This window comes from Pseudonocardia sp. (genome assembly GCF_050250275.1).
Lineage (GTDB): Bacteria > Actinomycetota > Actinomycetes > Mycobacteriales > Pseudonocardiaceae > Pseudonocardia.
The window spans coordinates 12,862-31,644 of record NZ_JBFWOY010000041.1 but is presented as its reverse complement, the minus strand read 5'-3'; the positions used below and the strand labels follow the sequence as shown (position 1 = coordinate 31,644).

At 74.0% G+C, this 18,783-nt stretch carries 17 protein-coding genes; 9 read left to right on the top strand and 8 right to left on the bottom strand.

Annotation, left to right across the window (positions count from 1 at the left end):
* Position 1: 1 nt before the first annotated feature.
* The gene (locus tag AB7F12_RS28065) at positions 2–181 is read right to left on the bottom strand and encodes a hypothetical protein (RefSeq protein ID WP_428498746.1); all 180 of its coding nucleotides are present in this window, start codon (positions 179–181) and stop codon (positions 2–4) included.
* A gap of 108 nt (positions 182–289) precedes the next feature.
* Between AB7F12_RS28065 and AB7F12_RS28060 the strand changes: the two genes are divergently transcribed.
* The 3 genes from AB7F12_RS28060 (at position 290) to AB7F12_RS28050 (ending at position 3,825) form a co-directional block, all read left to right on the top strand.
* Positions 290–2,533: a helicase-associated domain-containing protein gene (locus AB7F12_RS28060; protein WP_428498745.1), complete on the top strand. Its 2,244-nt coding sequence runs from the start codon at positions 290–292 to the stop codon at positions 2,531–2,533.
* On the top strand, positions 2,530–3,105 hold the full coding sequence (locus AB7F12_RS28055) for an AAA family ATPase (protein WP_428498744.1): 576 nt from the start codon (positions 2,530–2,532) through the stop codon (positions 3,103–3,105). Before AB7F12_RS28060 ends, AB7F12_RS28055 begins: the two co-directional genes overlap by 4 nt.
* Positions 3,106–3,483: 378 nt before the next feature.
* Positions 3,484–3,825, top strand: a complete 342-nt coding sequence (locus AB7F12_RS28050; protein ID WP_428498743.1) for a DUF4235 domain-containing protein — start codon at positions 3,484–3,486, stop codon at positions 3,823–3,825.
* Between the two features lie 33 nt (positions 3,826–3,858).
* Here the strand turns inward: AB7F12_RS28050 and AB7F12_RS28045 are convergent, their stop codons facing one another.
* The 4 genes from AB7F12_RS28045 to AB7F12_RS28030 form a co-directional block, all read right to left on the bottom strand.
* Positions 3,859–4,452 (bottom strand): GTP-binding protein, encoded by a 594-nt coding sequence (locus AB7F12_RS28045; protein WP_428498742.1) that lies wholly within the window; start codon positions 4,450–4,452, stop codon positions 3,859–3,861.
* Complete coding sequence (locus AB7F12_RS28040) at positions 4,433–5,371, bottom strand: DUF742 domain-containing protein (RefSeq protein ID WP_428498741.1); 939 nt, start codon at positions 5,369–5,371, stop codon at positions 4,433–4,435. Before AB7F12_RS28040 ends, AB7F12_RS28045 begins: the two co-directional genes overlap by 20 nt.
* A gap of 79 nt (positions 5,372–5,450) precedes the next feature.
* Complete coding sequence (locus AB7F12_RS28035; protein ID WP_098957503.1) at positions 5,451–5,873, bottom strand: roadblock/LC7 domain-containing protein; 423 nt, start codon at positions 5,871–5,873, stop codon at positions 5,451–5,453.
* A gap of 366 nt (positions 5,874–6,239) precedes the next feature.
* On the bottom strand, positions 6,240–10,967 hold the full coding sequence (locus AB7F12_RS28030) for a nitrate- and nitrite sensing domain-containing protein (protein WP_428498740.1): 4,728 nt from the start codon (positions 10,965–10,967) through the stop codon (positions 6,240–6,242).
* A gap of 479 nt (positions 10,968–11,446) precedes the next feature.
* Here AB7F12_RS28030 and AB7F12_RS28025 point away from each other — a divergent pair, with 479 nt between their 5' ends.
* The 5 genes from AB7F12_RS28025 (at position 11,447) to AB7F12_RS28005 (ending at position 14,841) form a co-directional block, all read left to right on the top strand.
* On the top strand, positions 11,447–13,108 hold the full coding sequence (locus AB7F12_RS28025; protein WP_428498739.1) for a DNA repair helicase XPB: 1,662 nt from the start codon (positions 11,447–11,449) through the stop codon (positions 13,106–13,108).
* Between the two features lie 116 nt (positions 13,109–13,224).
* A complete protein-coding gene (locus AB7F12_RS28020; RefSeq protein ID WP_428498738.1) occupies positions 13,225–13,455 on the top strand; it encodes a hypothetical protein in 231 nt (76 codons plus the stop codon).
* 128 nt (positions 13,456–13,583) lie between these two features.
* Positions 13,584–13,907 carry a hypothetical protein gene (locus AB7F12_RS28015; RefSeq protein WP_428498737.1) on the top strand — a complete coding sequence of 108 codons (324 nt, stop codon included), beginning with the start codon at positions 13,584–13,586 and terminating at the stop codon, positions 13,905–13,907.
* Between the two features lie 119 nt (positions 13,908–14,026).
* Positions 14,027–14,317: a PspC domain-containing protein gene (locus AB7F12_RS28010; RefSeq protein ID WP_428498736.1), complete on the top strand. Its 291-nt coding sequence runs from the start codon at positions 14,027–14,029 to the stop codon at positions 14,315–14,317.
* Between the two features lie 191 nt (positions 14,318–14,508).
* Positions 14,509–14,841, top strand: a complete 333-nt coding sequence (locus AB7F12_RS28005) for a YciI family protein (protein ID WP_428498735.1) — start codon at positions 14,509–14,511, stop codon at positions 14,839–14,841.
* Between the two features lie 7 nt (positions 14,842–14,848).
* On the opposite strand, the gene AB7F12_RS28000 is transcribed toward AB7F12_RS28005, so the two are convergent.
* The gene (locus AB7F12_RS28000; protein ID WP_428498734.1) at positions 14,849–15,439 is read right to left on the bottom strand and encodes a TIGR03086 family metal-binding protein; all 591 of its coding nucleotides are present in this window, start codon (positions 15,437–15,439) and stop codon (positions 14,849–14,851) included.
* Between the two features lie 62 nt (positions 15,440–15,501).
* On the opposite strand from AB7F12_RS28000, the gene AB7F12_RS27995 reads away from it, so the two are divergent.
* The gene (locus AB7F12_RS27995; protein ID WP_428498733.1) at positions 15,502–16,452 is read left to right on the top strand and encodes a helix-turn-helix transcriptional regulator; all 951 of its coding nucleotides are present in this window, start codon (positions 15,502–15,504) and stop codon (positions 16,450–16,452) included.
* Between the two features lie 76 nt (positions 16,453–16,528).
* On the opposite strand, the gene groL is transcribed toward AB7F12_RS27995, so the two are convergent.
* Both groL and AB7F12_RS27985 read right to left on the bottom strand, forming a co-directional pair.
* Positions 16,529–18,166, bottom strand: coding sequence for a chaperonin GroEL (groL, locus tag AB7F12_RS27990; protein WP_428498732.1), 1,638 nt, complete (start codon positions 18,164–18,166; stop codon positions 16,529–16,531).
* Between the two features lie 281 nt (positions 18,167–18,447).
* Positions 18,448–18,651 (bottom strand): cold-shock protein, encoded by a 204-nt coding sequence (locus tag AB7F12_RS27985; RefSeq protein ID WP_428498731.1) that lies wholly within the window; start codon positions 18,649–18,651, stop codon positions 18,448–18,450.
* Between the last annotated feature and the right edge of the window lie 132 nt (positions 18,652–18,783).

Genomic DNA, 18,783 nt, shown 5'->3' with positions numbered 1-18,783 from the left:
GCTATCGGTTGATCTCGGTCACGGGGTGCACGTAGGGCACCTCGGCGAGCGGGAACTCGATCTCACCGAACGGCGACAACGAACCCTGCACGTCGCCCAGGAGCTCGGAGACGGGGTGCTCACCGTCGGGCAGCTGCGGCCAGTTCGGGTCGATACGGGCCGGGCGGGTCGGCTGCGACACGGAATCCTCCTCGCGGGTACGGCCCGGGCGAACCGGACCGGTATCGGCGCCGATTATCACCCATCGCCGCCACGGGCCCGCCCGGCCGGGCCAAGTACCGTGGAGGGGATGCCCACCTCGCTGGTCGACCGCCTGCGCGCCGAGGACGACGACTTCCTCGTCGCCCTGCTGCGCCTGCGCCCCGACCTGGCGGTTCCCGCGCCCGCCGACCTCACCGTGCTCGCCACCCGGGCCGGCATCCGCGCATCCGTGCACCGGGCCTGTGACGATCTCGACACCCTCGTCCTCGCCGTCCTCGAAGCGCTCGTCGTCGTCGGCGCCGACAGCGAGGCCGCCGAACGGCCCGAACTCGTCCGGCTGCTCGGCCCCGACGTCCCCGACGCCGCCCTCGACCGCGCCCTCGACGAGCTCCGCGCCCGCGCGATCGTCTGGGCCTCCGACGACGGCTGGGCCCTCGTCCCCGCCGCCCGCGAGGTCGTCTCCCGCTACCCCGGCGGCCTCGGCCGCCCCGCCGCCGGCCCCGCGGGCTCCATCGAGCTGCCCCGGCTCCTCGCCGACATCACCCCCGAGGAACGGCGCGTCCTCGACGCCCTCGCCGCCGGCCCGCCCATCGGCCGCAGCCGCGCCGGCGCCGACCCCGACAGCCCCGTCGGCCGGCTCCTCGCCCGCGGCCTCCTCATCCGCGTCGACCCCGAGACCGTCGAACTGCCGCGCCAGGTCGGCCTCGCCCTGCGCGGTGACCGACCCCTCGGCGGCGTCGCCGTCACACCACCCGTGCCCGACACCGTCGACCGCGGCGCCGACACCGTCGACGCCACCGCGGGCGGCGCCGCCCTCGAACTGCTGCGCCGGGTCGAGACCCTCCTCGCGCTCTGGAGCGACACCCCACCCCCGACGCTGCGGGCCGGCGGCCTCGGCGTGCGCGACCTCCGGCGCGCCGCCAAGGAGATGGAGCTCGACGAACCCACCGCCGCCCTCGTCATCGAGATCCTGGTGGCGGCCGACCTCGTCGCCGTCGGCGACGGGTTCCCCGCGGAGTTCGTGCCGACGACCGCATCCGACATCTGGGCCGCCGGTGGCCCCGAACAGCGCTGGTCCCAGCTCGCCCAGGCCTGGCTCGAACTGCCCCGGCTACCCGGGCTCACCGGCACCCGCGACGAGTCCGGGAAACCCCTCCCCGCCCTCGGGGAGGCCCTGCGCCGCCCCCTCGCCGTCCGCGACCGCCGCCGCGTCCTCGACGCCCTCGGCGAGCTCCCGCCCGGACAGGCCGTCCGTGCCCCCGGCGACCTCGCCGGCCTGCTCGCCTGGCGCGCCCCCCGCCGCGGCGGGCGGCTGCGCGACGACATGGTCACCTGGACCCTCACCGAGGCCACCGTCCTCGGCGTCGTCGCCCTCGACGCCCTCTCCGGCCCCGGCCGCGTCCTGCTCACCGACCCCGGCAAAGCCGCCGCCGCGCTGCGCGACGCGCTCCCCGAACCCGTCGACCACGTCCTGCTCCAGGCCGACCTCACCGCCGTCGCCCCCGGCCGCCTCCAGCCCGAGCTCGCCGCGGAGATCGCCCTCGTCGCCGACGTCGAGTCCGCGGGCGGGGCCACCGTCTTCCGGTTCACCGAGGCCAGCATCCGGCGCGCCCTCGACGCAGGCCGCACCGCCGACGACGTGCGCCAGCTCCTCACCGCCCGCTCCGCAACCCCTGTGCCACAAGCACTCGGCTACCTCGTCGACGACGTCGCCCGCCGCCACGGCAGGCTCCGCGGCGGCGCCGCCGCGTCCTTCCTGCGCAGCGACGACGAGACCCTGCTCTCCGAGGTCATGGCCCATCCCCAGACCGGCCTGCTCGAACTGCGCCGGCTCGCGCCCACGATCGCCATCAGCCCGCTGCCGCTGGTCGAAGTCCTCGACGGCCTGCGCGCCGCCGGGTTCAGCCCCGCCGCCGAGGACGCCGCCGGCGGCGTCCTCGACCTCGCCGGCCGCGGCCGCCGCGTCGAGTCCCGGGGCAGGCCCGCGCGCACCCCCTCCGGCCCCGCCGCACCCGACGACAACCGCCTCGCCGCCGTCGTCTCCACGATGCGGGCGGGCGACGCCCTCAGCGGCGTCCGGCGCTCCCGGACCTCGGCCCGGGTCGCCGGCGGCAGCACCCTCGCCGAGCTGCAGCGCGCCGTCACCGCCCGCCGGCCCGTGTGGATCGGGTTCGTCGACAGCCACGGAGTCGCCGGGGAACGGGTCCTCGTCCCCACCTCGGCCGGCGGCGGCATCGTCGAGGGCCGCGACACCGTCGACGGGGAGATCCGCCGGATCCCGTTGCACCGCATCACCTCCATCGCCCTCGTGGACCCGGTCGCCGACGCGTGACCGCCGACGTGTGGGTCGTCGCCGGGGCGCCGGGAGCGGGCAAGACGACCGTGGCCGACCTGCTGCTCACCCGCCTCGACCCCACCCCCGCCCTGCTCGACAAGGACACCCTCTACGGCCCCTTCGTCGCCGCCACCCTCGCCGCCGCCGGGCGGCCGCCGGGGGAGCGGGAGGGCGACTGGTACGACGCACACATCAAGACCCACGAGTACGCAGGGCTCACCGCCACGGCCCGCGAGATCCGCTCCCACGGCTGCCCCGTCCTGCTGTCCGGGCCCTTCACCGGCCAGATCCGCGACCCGCGACGATGGGCGGAATGGGTCCACGCCCTCGGTGGGCCGCACGTGCGGCTGGTCTGGGTCCGCTCCGACGCCCCGACCCTGAGACACCGCCTCGTCCACCGCGGCTCCCCGCGCGACACCGCAAAGCTCGAGGCCTTCGACGCCTTCGTCGCCCGCATGCGCCCCGACGACCCACCCCCGGTGCCGCACCTGGAGATCGACAACCGGCTGACCGCCCCCGGCACTCTGGCCACCCGTCTCGACGCCCTCCTCCGCACCTCGCAGCGGTGAGGGTGCCCCGGGGGTGGGGGCCGGGCCCGGGCCGGCGGGCCGGGCCCGTTGAAGCGGCGGCAGCCGGTCGATCGTGCGCAACCTGGCTGCGTGCCGGGGACGTTTCGCAGCGGTGGGGTTGCGGGCGGTTGGTCGTGCGCAGCCTGGCTGCTGTGCGGGGAGGTTTCGCAGCGGTGAGGTTGCGGGCGGTTGGTCGTGCGCAACCTGACTGCTCTCCCGGGGCGGATCCGCAGCAGTGGGGTTGCGGGCGGTTGGTCGTGCGCAACCTGGCTGCTGTGCCGGGGCGGATCCGCAGCAGTGTGGTTGCGGGCGGGGGTCGGCGGGTACGTGGCGGCGAGGTCGCCCGACATCCCGGGCGCTACCGACGAGGAGGACACGATGAGCCGCCACGCCGACCGCGACGGGTCCCCGAAGCGGATCGCCGACACCGGGGCCGACCTGCCCGGCGTCCTCAAGCTCGCCTACAAGCCGGTGGGCGTCGTGTCCGGCATCGTCGGCGGCCTCGTGGCCGGACAGGTGTTCGCGCTGGTGTGGAAAGCCGTCTCCCGGGAGTCCGAGACCCCCGAGCCGCTCTCCACCGACTACAGCACCCGCGAGGTCCTGCTCGCCGCCACCCTGCAGGGGGCCGTCTTCGGGCTCGTCAAGACCGCCGTCGATCGCTACGGCATGAAGGCCTACCGCAAGGCCGTCACCACGCCGCTGCCGCCGTCGAAGCCCTGACCAGGGGCGACGACAGCGGCAGTGAGCGGCGGATCAGCGCGACGCCATCCGCTGCGTCATCGCGTGCTCGACCAGCGAGATCAACGTCTGCTTCGTCGAGTCCCGGTTGCGCGCGTCGCACGTGACGATCGGGACGTCGGGGCTGATGGCCATCGCCTCGCGCACATCGTCGATGCGGTGCTGCAGCATCCCGTCGAAGGCGTTGAGGCCCACCACGTACGGCAGCCCGCGATCCTCGAAGAAGTCGATCGCGCCGAAGCAGTCCGCGAGCCGGCGGGTGTCGACCAGGACGACCGCACCGATCGCGCCCCGCACCAGGTCGTCCCACATGAACCAGAACCGGTGCTGCCCGGGCGTCCCGAACAGGTAGAGGATCAGGTCCGAGTCCAGCGAGACGCGCCCGAAGTCCATGGCGACGGTCGTGGTCGTCTTGTTGGGCGTCGCGGACAGATCGTCGTGACCCGCGCTCGCCTCGGTCATGACGGCCTCGGTCGTGAGCGGCACGATCTCGGAGACCGACCCGACGAAGGTCGTCTTGCCCACACCGAACCCACCGGCGACGACGATCTTGGCCGAGATCGTCGCCGTCGTCGCGACGGCCTGTGGCCTAGAGCCGACGGAGTCCACTCAACACCCTTTCCATCAGAGCGAGGTCCGGCGACGAGCCGGTACTGCTCGCGGTCTGGTGCACCGTGACGACGCCCAGTCCTGCCATGTCACCGAGCAGCACGCGCGCCACCCCCAGCGGGAGCGACATCAGCGCCGCCACCTCGGCGACCGAGCGGGGCTCCTCGCACAGTTCGGCGATCGCCCGATGTTCCATCTGCAGCAGCTCCAGCTGGCTGCGGCCCTGCCGGCTCGTCGAGACCAGGGCTTCGATCGCGAGGTCGAGACCCGACCGGGTCCGGCCCCGCGTCCACGCGTACGGGCGGACGAACGACGCACCCGACGACACGTCCTCCAGGTCGCCGAACTCGCCGACACCCCGGATGTCGATGGGGGCCGTCGATGCCGGGTCGGGCCCGGCCCGGCCCACCGGGGCCGCGTCGGCGGAGGGCCGCGGGCCCGCCGGCTGGAACGTCTGCACGTGCGGCTGCTCGGGCTCGTCCGACGCGTCCACCTGCGGGTTGCCCGAGTAGTGCCGCAGCACCTCCGACACCTGGCGCGGCGCCCGCAGGGGGCGGTGCCGTGGGGCGTCGATACTCGGCATCCCGGCCAGGAACTCGGTCTGTGGGCTGTCGCCCTCCGGGCGTTGCACCGTGCCGCCCGTGGGGGCGTGCCCGGTCAACCAGTCCGTCTCGTGGAACTGGGTCGCGCTGCCGGCATCCCATGTCGGCCCGGCCTCCGCGTGCGGGGGGTACGGGGACGGCGGACGCGGACCGGAGCGCTGCCTGGTCCGGAAGCGCCGCTCGGGCGCCTCGTAGTCGGGGTACTGCTCGTCGTAGCCGTCGTGTTCCTGACGGCTGTCGAACGAGAACCCGTTCATGACGTCGGCAAAGGTTGGCTCGTCGGACTGCCGACGTTCGTCGTCGGGACCGATGCTCATCGCGTATCACCTACCTCTGCTTCTCGACGTCGGACAGGGTTCGGGCCGCTGCTGCGGCCGTGCCGTGTGGTGCGTGCGGTCAGGGCCCGAAGGAGCCCTGCAGCTCGGCCCGCAGCTCCGGGGTGAGCAGCTGGCCGACACGGTCGACCAGCAGCGTCATCTCGTAGCCGATGAGGCCGATGTCGCACGTCGGCGAGGCGAGGACCGACAGGCAGGAACCGTCACTGATCGACATCAGCAGGACGATGCCCCGGTCCATCTCGACGACGGTCTGCACGACCCCGCCCGCGTCGAAGCAACGGGCGGCCCCCTGGGTCAGGCTGATCAACCCCGACGACACGGCCGCCAGCTGGTCGGCACGGTCGCGCGGAAGGCGGTCCGACGACGTCAGGAGCAGACCGTCGGCGGACACGACGATCGCGTGTGCCACCCCCGGCACGCGCTCCGCGAAGTTCGTGACCAGCCATCCGAACCGGCTCGGCTGTGTCTGTGGTGCGGTCACCTGGTCTCCTCGTCCTGTGCGCCCGCCCCCGCGGGCCGCGCATCGGTACTGTTCGCCATCCTGCCTTCGGCGAGTTCACGTTCCCTGCGGAGCCGGTTCTCCCGACCCTGCCGGATCCCTCTCTGGTAGCTGGCGAGCCGTCCGCGGACCGCCTCCGCCGTCCGTCCTCCGGCGTCGGTGGCGGTCGCCGATGCCGTCGTCGAGGTCGACGACGCAAGTACCGCGGATCCTCCCGCGCTGCCCGGAACCAGTCGAGCCCGGGGTCGCCGCTTGGGCAGCCCGGCCGACGTGTACTCGCCCGCCGATGTCTCCGCATTGCGCTCGGCGGCTTCCCAGCCGACGTCGGCGGTGCTGGAGAAGTCGTCGTCACCCTGGGCCTGGTCGCCCGGCCCTGTCGCGGCGGGCGCCACACGCAGCGGCGCGGCCGCGACCGGCTGAACCGGCGCGGGCGCCGGCGGGCGGGCTACCGGGGACGGCCTGACCTGCAACGGGTCGGAACCAGGCCGACGCGATCTCGGCGAAGATCGGCGTGGAGAAGCCGTCGTCCTCGGACGTGGCCTCCTCGGCGGGCGGACCCTGCTGCGGGTAGGCCGGGCCCGGCTGCGGCTGCGGCTGCGGCGGGGTGGGGCGGCCGTACGACTGGGCACCGGGGGTGCGGACCGGAAGGCCGCCGGTGTGCGACGGGCCCGCCGAGGGCACGGGCGGTGCCAGCGGCTGGGGCGCCTGGGGCTGGGGCGCCTGGGGCTGGGGTGCCTGTCCGACCGGCGCCGGGGGCTGGGTGACCGGGGGCTGGGCGACCGGGGGCTGGGCGACCGGCGCCTGCGGCGTCGGGGGGTGGACGGTGGGCCGGCCCGCGGGCTGCGGCGGACCGAGCCGCTGGGGCAGCGACGGAGCGACGCGCTGCTCGCCCGCCGGGGTCTCTGCGGCCCGCTGCTCGCCGACCGGCGGGATGGCGGGCTGCTCGCCGACGGGGACACGACCCGCCGTGTCGCCGCCGCCCTGGGGCGGCACGGGCCCTGCGGGGCCTCGCAAGGGCGACACACCGGGCGCGCTCTGCTGCGGGGGCGTCTGTCCTGCCGGGGCGTGCTGCGCAGGCGTCTGCGCGGCCGGGCTCTGCGCGGCCGGGCTCTGTGCTGCGGGCTGGACGGGCGCGTCGTCCGGACCGGCCTTGGTCAGGTCGGCCGGGCCGCCCTGTGCGACCGGCGCGGACGGCCGGGCGTCGGGCGTCTGCGCGGCGGGGCGGGCGTCGGGAGCCGGCGTGCCCGGCGTCGGCGGGGGAACGGGCGTCTGCCCACCCAGGGCACGGTTGATCCCGGCACCCGGGACGCGTCGCGGGAGCAGACCGGAGCGGCCGGGTCCGTCGACGGCCGGCCGCGACGGCGGCGGCAGGGCCGACGGCGGCTGCCGGTCGGCCGGACCACTGGGCGACGGCGTGGTGCCGGGCCGCGGGACCGGCCGTATCATGTTCGGCCGAGGGGCTGCCGACTCGGGCGTGGTCGCCGCGTCGTCCCGGGAACCCTCGCTGCCGGGAACCCCGGTGACCTCGCCGTCGCCGGGTGCGGCGTCGGTGGCCGCCGCGACGATCTCGTCGGCCGGACGGTCGGTCGAGGCCCGCGGGCCCGACACGAGTGGGCGGGCGGGCGGGGTGTCGTCGCTGCGTTCCGCAGGCCGGGCGGCGGCGTCGTCGGAGCCTCGTACGGTCCCTGCGAGACCCGCGGCGAGAGCCGCGCCGATGTCGCGCGGCTGCGGCAGCGCCGGGGCGGGCCGGTCGTCGGCTGCCGGCGTCGCGGCCGCGGCGCGGTCCTCCGTGGAGCCGGCGGTCGCGGCGCGGTCGGTCGCCTCGCCGGATGCGCTGTCGTCGGGGGCGGCCTCGGTGGTCGCGGCCTCGTCGGCGCTGTCCTCTTCGACGAGTTCGTCGTCGGGGGCGACCACGTCACCGGAGGCGGTGAACGTGTCGGCCGCAGTGGCCTCGACGGTCCCGGAGCCGGTCCCCGGGTCGGTGTCGGCTGCCTCCCCTGCCTGAGTGTCGGCTGCCTCGTTGTCGGCTGCCTCGTTGTCGGCTGCCGCGGTGTCGGCTGCCGCGGTGTCGGCTGTCTCGACGTCGGCCGGCTCGACGTCGGTGGTCCCGTCGGCTGCGGTGGAGCCGGTCGCCGCGGCGCTCGACCCTGCCTCGGTCACCGGCTCGTCGGCCGCGGCCTCGTCGCGGCGGGCCTCGTCGACCGGGACCTCCCCGGCCGAGGCCTCGGGGACGGGCAGCGCAGGGACGGGCAGGTCGGGGACGGGCAGGTCGGGGACGGGCAGGTCGGGGATGTGGCCCTCGGTGGCGACCGGGCCGATGGGGCGCGGCGTGCGGCGGGGCAGGGGCGCCGAGCCGGGGTTGGTGGCGATGCGGATCTCGCCGGTCCCGGTGTCGTCGTGGTGCGGCGACGGTGTCGGCTCCTTGGGGCGGCCCAGCAGAGCGCGGGCGCTGTCGGGACGCGACCCGGTGACGCGGGCGTCGTCGGCCCCGTCGGTACCGGTGAAGAAGTCGTTCGGGCCGTCGGGCGTGATGTCCTCGCGCGGCTGGCGACGGGCCCGTCGCCGGGCCGCGGCGAGCGCCGCGGCGGCCGCGGCGGCTCCACCGATGCGGGTGGGCGGCGTCGCGCCCCGGTCGGGCTCGGTGGTGTCGGGGCGCGGGGCGGTGAGGCCGTGCGCTGCGCGCAGCTCCTCCTCGGGCACGACCGGTCCGGCGAGTGCCCACCCGGTGGCGGGGTCGGCGGAGGTGGCCGGGGCGGCGGTGTCGGGGACCACCGGGGCGCCGGGGGCCGGTCCGGACAGGGCCCAGCCGGTCTCGTCGGACTCGGGGTCGTCTGCCTCGCTCGGCGTGAACATCTCGCCGGGGGTGCGGCCGTTGCCGGAGGTGCCGGACAGCAGGTTGGCGCCGGGACGACGGGCCGGGAGCGGGGAGGAACCGTTGGAGTGGTGGCCGGCTCCGGAGCCGTTGGCGGACCCGTCGACCGTCTGCAGCGGCGGGAACGTCGTCCCGTCGTCGCCGACGACGAGGCCGGCCAGCGAGCCGGCGGGTACGGCGTGCCCGTTGGGGATGATCTGCTGCGGCAGGACCGGCAGCGCGGGACCGGCGGTGCCGTCCTGCATCGACGGCATCTGCGGGGCCCCGGCCGGCCCGGTGGCGTCGCCGGGGGCGCCGGGGATCAGGTAGCCGGGGACGGTCACCGACGCGGTGAGGCCGCCGGATCCGGTGCTGCCGAGCCGGACGCCGATGCCGTGGCGGGCGGCCAGGCGACCGACCACGAACAGACCCATGCGCCGCGACGCGGAGACGTCGACCTGCGCGGGGCCGCCGAGGCGTTCGTTGGCGTCGATGAGCTCGTGTTCGGCCATGCCGACGCCGCGGTCGGCGATCTCGACGAGAATCGAGCCGTCGGGTGTGCGGGTACTGCTCAGCACGACCTGGGAGTCGGGCGGGGAGAAGTTCGTCGCGTTGTCGAGCAGCTCGGCGAGCAGGTGGACGAGGTCGTTCGCGGCGCGGCCGACGACGTTGGCCGTGGGCGGCGACTGCACGACGATCCGTTGGTACTGCTCGACCTCGGACACGGCGGCGCGCAGGACGTCGACGACCGGGATCGGTGCGATGTTGCGCTTGCTCAGCTCGGTGCCGGCGAGGACCAGCAGGTTCTCGCTGTTGCGGCGCATACGGGTCGCGAGGTGGTCGAGCTGGAACAGGTTGGACAGCTGGTCGGGGTCCTGCTCGTTGCTCTCCAGCTGCTCGATCAGCTGCAGCTGCCGTTCGACCAGTGCCTGGCTGCGGCGGGAGAGGTTGACGAACATGCTGTTGACGTTGGCCTGCAGCGCTGCCTGGTCGGCGGCGAGGCGGACGGCCTGGCCGTGGACGGCGTCGAAGGCGCGGGCCACCTGGCCGACCTCGTCGCGGGTGTCGATCGGGACGGGTTCGACGTGGGCGTTGGGCGACTCACCGGTTCGCAGGCTCTCGACGGCCTCGGGGAGCTGGCGTTCGGCGACGTCGAGCGCGCTGGTGCGCAGCAGCCGCAGCGACTTGAGCAGCGACCGGGCGAGCAGCACGATGATCGCGATGCCCAGCAGCAGGCCGAGCATCAGGATGACGGAGTTGACGCCGGCCTGGTTGCTGGCCGCCTCCTGGGCGGCGGTGGTGTCCTGCTTGAGCTGGGACGCGACGGCGTCGGCCGACTTCTGCACCACGTCGTTCGACGAGGTGTAGGCGGCGTCCCAGGCGGCGGGGTCGATGGTCAGCGCGCGGCCCGGCGTGGTCTGCAGGATGGTGGCGCCGAGCTGGACCCGGGGGCCGTTGGCGGGGTCGGTGCCGAAGAGCCCGAACCGCTGCTGCTGCTCGGGGGTGAGCGACAGGCGGTAGGTGTTGAACGCCGCGTTGTAGGCGTTCTCGGTGGCGCCGACCAGGGTGAGGTCGGTGTCGGAGACCCGGCCGGCGGCGACCGCGGCCGCGACGACGGTGTGCTGGACGGCGAGCTGCTCGGCCGCCGCGTCGGTGGCGGCGAGCGCGTCGGTGAGGCCGGCGACCTCGGGGTTGGCGACCTGGCGCAGCAGCGTGCGGGACACGACGTCGGTCTGCGAGACGACGTCGCCGTAGCGGTTGAGGATGCCGTCCGCAGGCAGGGCGGACGACGTCGTGTCGCGGCGTAGGTCCTGCATGGACAGCGTGACCTCGCGCAGGGGCTGCGCGCCGGTGCCCGGGGCGTCGGGGGACTCCGTGCTGGCCAGGGCCTGCACGGCCTTGTCGAGCTGGGCGTCGGTGGTCTGGGCGGCGGCGTCGACCGGAGCGCGGTCGCCCGTGCGGTTGGCGGCGACGAAGCGGACGGCGGCGTCGCGCTCGGCGCGCAGCGCGCCGGCGGCGGCCTCGACCTGGTCGCGGACGGCGAGGAGCTCGTTGCTGCGGCCGAGGTTCGCGGCGACGTCGGCCTGGTCGGAGATGCGCAGTGCACCGAGGCCGAGGGCCAGCAGGGTGGGCACCAGACCGACGATCAGGAGCTTGATCGACAGGCTCCAGTTGCGTGGGTTCAACCGTTCGGACCGCGATGGGCCACGCTCGGTGGTGGTCACGTCGAGAACTCCCTGCTGCCGGTCTGCGTCGAGCCGTTCGGGTTCGAGCCGTCCGAGCCTGACACGGACCCCCGACAGAGGTTGCGCCGCCGACGGGATGCAGAGCCGAGTTGCCCGTCCGCCGCGGTGGATGGACAGCGCGTACCGGAACGGGAACGGGGAGCAACTACGGGGAGCATCGTGGGGAGCCGTCGAACCTTCTGTGGTGGGTCATCCGGACGGGTGAAACCGACTGGACCACGTGACCTGCGCGACTGCGACACGCGGGCGTCGGGGAACGACCGCGGCGGCGCCGAGTAGGTACGATCGCGTCGGCTTACGTCTGCTCTTTCGGAGCCAGCGGAGTATATCGCGAGGTCGGCGCCCGCTTTCCCCGTCCGCCGCTCGACCGACACCTGTCACGTGGAGTGACCAGTTGTCGCCGCTCGTCGACGTCGTGGGCCCGCCCGGCTCAAGTTGTGCGTGCGAAAGGACTCTCGGTGCCCGACGGCCCACTCATCGTCCAATCCGACAAGACCCTCCTGCTGGAGGTCGACCACCCGGCAGCGGGAGAGGCCCGTGCGGCGATCGCCCCGTTCGCCGAGCTGGAGCGCGCGCCCGAGCACGTGCACACCTACCGGGTTACCCCGTTGGCGTTGTGGAACGCCCGTGCCGCGGGGCACGACGCGGAGCAGGTCGTCGACGCCCTCGTCCGGTTCTCCCGGTACGCCGTGCCGCAGCCACTGCTGGTCGACGTCGTCGACACGATGGGGCGGTACGGGCGGCTGCAGCTGTCGCAGTCGCCGGTCCACGGCCTGGTCATGACGGCCTTCGACCGCGCGGTCCTGGAGGAGGTCCTCCGGCAGAAGAAGATCGCCCCGATGCTCGGCGCCCGCATCGACGACGACACCGTCGTCGTGCACCCCTCGGAGCGCGGCCCGCTCAAGCAGGCACTGCTCAAGATCGGCTGGCCTGCGGAGGACCTCGCGGGGTACGTCGACGGCGAGGCGCACGAGATCGAGCTGGCGCAGGACGGCTGGCACCTGCGGTCGTACCAGCAGGAAGCGGTCGACGGGTTCTGGCAGGGCGGCTCCGGCGTCGTCGTGCTGCCGTGCGGTGCGGGCAAGACGCTGGTGGGTGCGGCCGCGATGGCGCAGGCCAAGGCGACAACGCTGATCCTGGTCACCAACACCGTCTCCGGGCGGCAGTGGAAGCGCGAGCTGATCGCGCGCACCAGCCTCACCGAGGACGAGATCGGCGAGTACTCCGGCGAGCGCAAGGAGATCCGCCCGGTCACGATCGCGACCTACCAGGTCATCACGCGCCGGGTGAAGGGCGAGTACCGCCACCTCGAACTGTTCGACTCCCGCGACTGGGGCCTGGTCATCTACGACGAGGTGCACCTGCTGCCCGCGCCCGTCTTCCGGATGACGGCCGACCTGCAGTCGCGCCGCCGCCTCGGCCTGACGGCCACGCTCGTCCGCGAGGACGGCCGGGAGGGCGACGTCTTCTCCCTGATCGGCCCCAAGCGCTACGACGCACCGTGGCGCGACATCGAGGCCCAGGGCTGGATCGCGCCGGCCGAGTGCATCGAGGTCCGGGTGACGCTGACCGACGCGGAGCGCCTCGGCTACGCCACCGCCGACGCCGAGGAGCGCTACAAGCTGGCGTCGACGGCGCGGACGAAGCTGCCCGTCGTCAAGGCGATCCTGGACCGTCATCCCGACGAGCCCACGCTCGTCATCGGGGCCTACCTCGACCAGCTCGACGACCTCGGTGAGGCGCTCGACAGCCCGGTCATCCAGGGGTCGACCAAGAACAAGGAGCGCGAGGCCCTGTTCGACGCGTTCCGCAGGGGCGAGATCAAGCGGCTCGTCGTCAGCAAGGTCGCGAACTTCTCGATCGACCTGCCGGAGGCGACCGTCGCGATCCAGGTGTCGGGGACGTTCGGGTCGCGGCAGGAGGAGGCGCAGCGGTTGGGGCGGCTGCTGCGGCCGAAGGGCGACGGCCGGCAGGCGCATTTCTACTCCGTGGTCTCGCGCGACACCCTCGACACGGAGTACGCCGCTCACCGTCAGCGCTTCCTCGCCGAGCAGGGTTACGCCTACCGGATCGTCGACGCCGACGATCTGCTGGGTCCCGCCATCCCCGAGGTCGACTGAGGGTCGCCGGATTCGCCCGATCGGGCGCCTGCACTGAGCTGATCGGCTCGTCAACTCGTCGGGGGGGCGGTCGGCGGGCACACTCGAACCCCTGACGGCACGACTGCGCGGGGGAGGTGAGGGCTGTTCCGGTCATCGGCTGGATCCTGGTCGGCGTCGCGGCGTGGATCGTGGTGGCGGTGATCGTCGTGATCCTCCTCGGCCGGATGATCCGTGCGCGCGACGCCCAGGTCCCGCGCAGTCCGGCCGAGCCGGTGACACCGCAGCCCCCGGCCGTGGTCGACGGGCCTTCCGGCGATCCACCGGTCGGCCGGTCGTCCCGTGGGCACCGGCTGCGCGGCCGCTGACTCTCCGTGGTGCCTGATCGCATGGCGTCACACAGCTGACGAGACGACCGCGGTCGAGGGTCACCCGACAGCATCACGAGCAGGCGCGAAACGCTCACAGCCGGTATATCGTCGTCCTCGGGCAGGTGATGACGATCTCGGTGCTGGCGTGGGTTCTCGTGGGCGTCGCGGGATGGCTCGTGGCGGCAGTGGTCGTCGCGCTACTCGTCGGCCGGCTGTTCCACCTGCGCGAGGAGGCCATCGGCCGGGACCGTCCGCCGATGCCCGTGCGGCGCGCCCGTCCCGTCGGACCGCCGGTCGCCGACAGGACACCTCCGCCCGCCGACGGCTCCGCGCAGGCCGAGCCCGGCCGGGACCTCCCCGGACGGCAGGTGCCCCGGATCCCGCAGCAGCGCCGACCGGTCCCACGCGCCCGCCGCCCCCGCATCGGACCCGCGACGCGCCGCGGCTGACAGCCCGGCCGGCCCTGCCTGGCCGAGGGGGACCACCGATCCGGGTCAGGGGCCGGATCCGGGTCCGGGTCGGGGGCGTCCCCGAGGATCCTGGTCGCCCGCGGCGGCAGTCTCGTGTCATGGACACCGACACCACCTCGACCGGCACCTCGATCCCGACGACGGACATCCCCGGGGACGTCCCGGCGGACCCGACCGCCGACGTGCAGGGCGCGCCGAAGAAGCCCTTCCGCCTGGTCCGCAGCCGCTCCGACCGGATGCTCGGCGGCGTGTGCGGCGGCCTCGCGGCCCAGCTCGACATCGACGTGTCACTGCTGCGCCTCGGCCTCGTCGCCCTGACGATCCTCGGTGCGGGCGCCGGTGCGGTGCTCTACGTCGCCGCCTGGGTGCTGGCGCCCGAGGTCGACTGACGCCTGCGCGGACGGCCGGGCACGCCTGTCGCGGCCGGTCCGGGCGCGGTGCGCCGCTCGGCCGCCACCGGCACCCGGCCGACGAGCGCGCCGGCCCGGAGTTGCGCCTGTGCAGAGGAACGGCACGTTGTCGAATCCCGGATGTCCGGTTCGTCGGCATCATGAGGAATCCCTACAGCCGAGGAGCCGACGTGCCCAACTACATGCTGCTGCTCTACTCGACGACCACCGACTGGGAGGTCGGCGACGACTCCTGGGACGACGGGATGGCCGAGCACGAGGCGTTCGTCGAGGCCGTCGCGGAGGCCGGCGCCGAGATCGTGAGCGCCGCCGCCCTGGCTCCGCCGCAGACGGCCCGGACCGTTCGCGGTGCGGACCGGGTCGTCAGCGACGGGCCGTACGCCGAGGTGCGTGAGGTGCTCGGCGGCTACTACATGATCTCCGCTCCCGACCTCGACACGGCGCTGCGGCTTGCCCGCCGGTGTCCGGAAGAGATCGTCGAGGTGCGGGAAGAGGTCGGCTGAGGCCGGCTCAGCGGCGGCGACCCGCCCAGTTGGCGAGCCGCTCGGTGGGCCCCGCGCCGGCGGCCGGTTCGACGACCGGTCCGAACGGCACGATGCCGCCGCGCGGCTCGGCCGGCAGGAAGCGCACGACCGCGGCGAGGGTCGCCGTCGCCAGTGCGGGGTCTGCCTCCGCGTCCTGGCCGGTCGCGACGGCGAGGTCCCAGCCGTGGACGAGCGCCTCGTGGAGGTAGCCCCACACGGCGCCGCGGCCGGGGACCTCGCCCCACGGGACCTGCGCGGGCGCGTCGAGCATCGCGTCGTTGCTCCACAGGGGGGCGAGGTCGTCGACCGCGCGGGCGAACGTGGCGGCGAGGTCGGTGTCGGGGATGCCCTCGATCAGCGACGGCCGCGAGACCGCGGGCGCACCGAGCGCGACGGCCTGTGCCCGGCCGACCGTCGCGGTCACGTGTGCGACCAGCGTGCGGACGTCGAACCCGGGGCACGGTGTCGGGTCGCCGTAGCGCGCGGTGGGCACCGCGTCGACCAGGCCGCGGACCCATCCGAGGGCGTCGCGGTAGAGGGGGCGGGGGTCGATCTGCTGTGCCGTGGAAGTGGTCATGGGGACACTGTGGCCGCCAATCACGACACCTTGTGTCATGTATTCGTGGCAGTCTCTCCGACGTGCGCGCCGACCGGTTGCTCTCGCTCGTCCTGCTGCTGCGCCACCGCGGCCGGATGACGGCGTCCGCGCTGGCCGCGGAGCTCGAGGTGTCGACGCGCACCGTCCTGCGCGACGTCGACGCGCTGTCCACCGCCGGTGTCCCCGTCTACTCCGAGCGCGGCCGCGACGGCGGCTTCGCCCTGCTCCCGGGCTTCACCACCGACCTGACCGGCCTCACCCACGACGAGGCCGTCGCCCTGCTGACGTCCCGCTCCCGCGTCACGTCGGAGGCGCTGGGGATGGCGCCGGCGTTCTCCTCGGCGATGGCCAAGCTCGTCGCCGCGATGCCCGACGACGCCCGCACCCGGGCCACCGACGCCGCCGACCGGGTCCTCGTCCGCCGCGGCGGGCTGATCGGCGAACCGGAACCCGACCGCCATCCCGAGGCCGTGCAGCGTGCCGTCCTCGCCGGGCACCGGCTGCGGATTCGCTACCCGAGCCGCGGCGCGCCGCCGAGCTGGCGGACCGTCGACCCGCTGGGCCTGGTCAGCGCCGCCGGCCGCTGGTACCTGCTGGCGCTGCACGACGGCGCCGACCGCACCTACCGCGTCTCCCGGATCACCGAGGCCGAGGTGCTCGCCGAACCGGCGGCCCGGCCCGCCGGCGTCGACCTCGAGGCGCTCTGGCAGCGCCGCCGCACCGAGTTCCTGTCCGCGCACACCGGGTTCCGGGCTCGGCTGCGCATCCGGCCGTCGCGGCGTGCGGAGGTCGTCCGCATCTCGGCGGGTGTCACCGACGTCGAGGACGCGCGGGAGTGGCTCGTCGTCGACGTGGTGTTCGGCGACCTGCAGCACGCGGAGCGGGTCATGTGGTCGCTGGCCGTCGATGCCGAGGCGCTGGACCCGCCCGAGCTGCGGGAGGCGATCCGGACCCGCGCCCAGCGGTTCGCCGACGCCCACGCGAGACCGTGAGGGGGAAAGCCGCAGGGGCGGCATCCTCCGAGGATGCCGCCCCTGACAGGACGTGCTGTGGTGCTGTGGGCCGGACTCAGAAGTCCATGCCGCCCATGCCGCCCATGCCACCGGTCGGGTCGCCGGCCGGGCCGGCGTTCTTCTCCGGCTTGTCGGCGATGACGGCCTCGGTGGTGAGGAACAGCGCCGCGATCGACGCGGCGTTCTGCAGCGCCGAGCGGGTGACCTTGGCCGGGTCGATGATGCCGGCCTTGACCAGGTCCTTGTACTCGCCGGTCGCGGCGTCGAGGCCCTCACCCGCGGGGAGCGAGCGCACCTTCTCCGCGACGACGCCACCCTCGAGGCCGGCGTTGATGGCGATCTGCTTGAGCGGAGCCTCCAGCGCGACCTTGACGATGTTCGCGCCGGTGGCCTCGTCACCGTCGAGACCGAGACCCTCGAACAGGCCGGCACCGGCCTGGATCAGCGCAACGCCACCACCGGCGACGATGCCCTCCTCGACGGCCGCCTTCGCGTTGCGAACGGCGTCCTCGATGCGGTGCTTGCGCTCCTTGAGCTCGACCTCGGTCGCGGCACCGGCCTTGATGACCGCAACACCGCCGGCCAGCTTGGCCAGGCGCTCCTGCAGCTTCTCGCGGTCGTAGTCCGAGTCCGTGCGGTCGATCTCGGAACGGATCTGGTTGACGCGACCGGCGATCTGGTCGGCGTCGCCCGAGCCGTCGACGATGGTGGTCTCGTCCTTGGTGACGACGACCTTGCGGGCGGAGCCCAGCAGCGACAGGTCGGCGTTCTCCAGCTTGAGGCCGACCTTCTCCGAGATGACCTCGCCACCGGTGAGGATGGCCATGTCGGTCAGCATCGCCTCGCGGCGGTCACCGAAGCCCGGGGCCTTGACGGCGACGGACTTGAAGGTGCCGCGGATCTTGTTGACGACGAGCGTGGCCAGGGCCTCGCCCTCGACGTCCTCGGCGATGATCGCGAGCGGCTTGCCCGACTGCATGACCTTCTCCAGCAGCGGGAGCAGGTCCTTGACGGTCGAGATCTTGGACGAGACGAGGAGGATGTACGGGTCCTCGAGCTCGGCCTCCATCCGCTCCGCGTCGGTCACGAAGTAGGGCGAGATGTAGCCCTTGTCGAAGCGCATGCCCTCGGTGAGCTCGAGCTCGAGCCCGAAGGTCTGCGACTCCTCGACGGTGATGACGCCTTCCTTGCCGACCTTGTCCATCGCCTCGGCGATGAGATCGCCGATCGAGGTGTCGGCGGCGGAGATCGAGGCGGTGGCGGCGATCTGGTCCTTGGTCTCGACCTCCTTGGCGGCCTTCAGCAGCGCCTGGGAGACGGCCTCGACGGCCTTCTCGATGCCGCGCTTGAGCGCCATCGGGTTCGCGCCGGCGGCGACGTTGCGCAGGCCCTCGCGGACCAGCGCCTGCGCCAGCACGGTGGCGGTGGTGGTGCCGTCACCCGCGATGTCGTCGGTCTTCTTCGCAACTTCCTTGACGAGCTCGGCCCCGATCTTCTCCCACGGGTCCTCGAGCTCGATCTCCTTGGCGATCGACACACCATCGTTGGTGATGGTGGGCGCGCCCCACTTCTTCTCCAGAACGACGTTGCGGCCACGCGGGCCGAGCGTCACCTTGACGGCGTCGGCGAGGGTGTTCATGCCGCGCTCGAGCCCGCGGCGCGCCTCCTCGTCGAAAGCGATGATCTTCGCCATGGGGGTTGTTGCCCTCCGATTGGGATGACTCGTGTCGGGCGGTGCCCGCGACGGACGACCGGCAACCCTGCGCCGGTCTCACCGACCCGACTGGCACTCGGCATGCCGGAGTGCCAATGCCGTTTTTAGCACTCGGCACAGGGGAGTGCAACAAAGGCCCGTCCGTCCGGGCGCGCCCCGGGGGGCTGGGCGCCGGGACCGGGCGAGCGCGTGCGGCGACGCCCGGGCGGGGCGTGCGCGACGTCGTGACGGGCGGCCCTCCGCGGGCCCGCCGGCCGGGCTCAGATGCGGCGGACCGCCTCGGCCTGGCTGCGGCCGTCACGGCCTGCCGTCGTCTCGAACTCCACCCGGTCACCCTCGTCGAGCGTGCGGAACCCGTCCGCCTGGATCGCCGAGTAGTGGACGAAGACGTCCGGCCCGTCGTCGGTGGCGATGAAGCCGTAGCCCTTTTCCGAGTTGAACCATTTGACCGTGCCCTGCGCCACGGCACCTCCTGTTGTTGCGTGCGAACGATTTCGACGCTACCCCCGACGGGGGGCCGTTGCGGACCCGTCGGGGCGCGACGATCCGCAGGTCGCGGCGGAACGGGACGGATCGGGCAGGCGACGGCTGCGCAG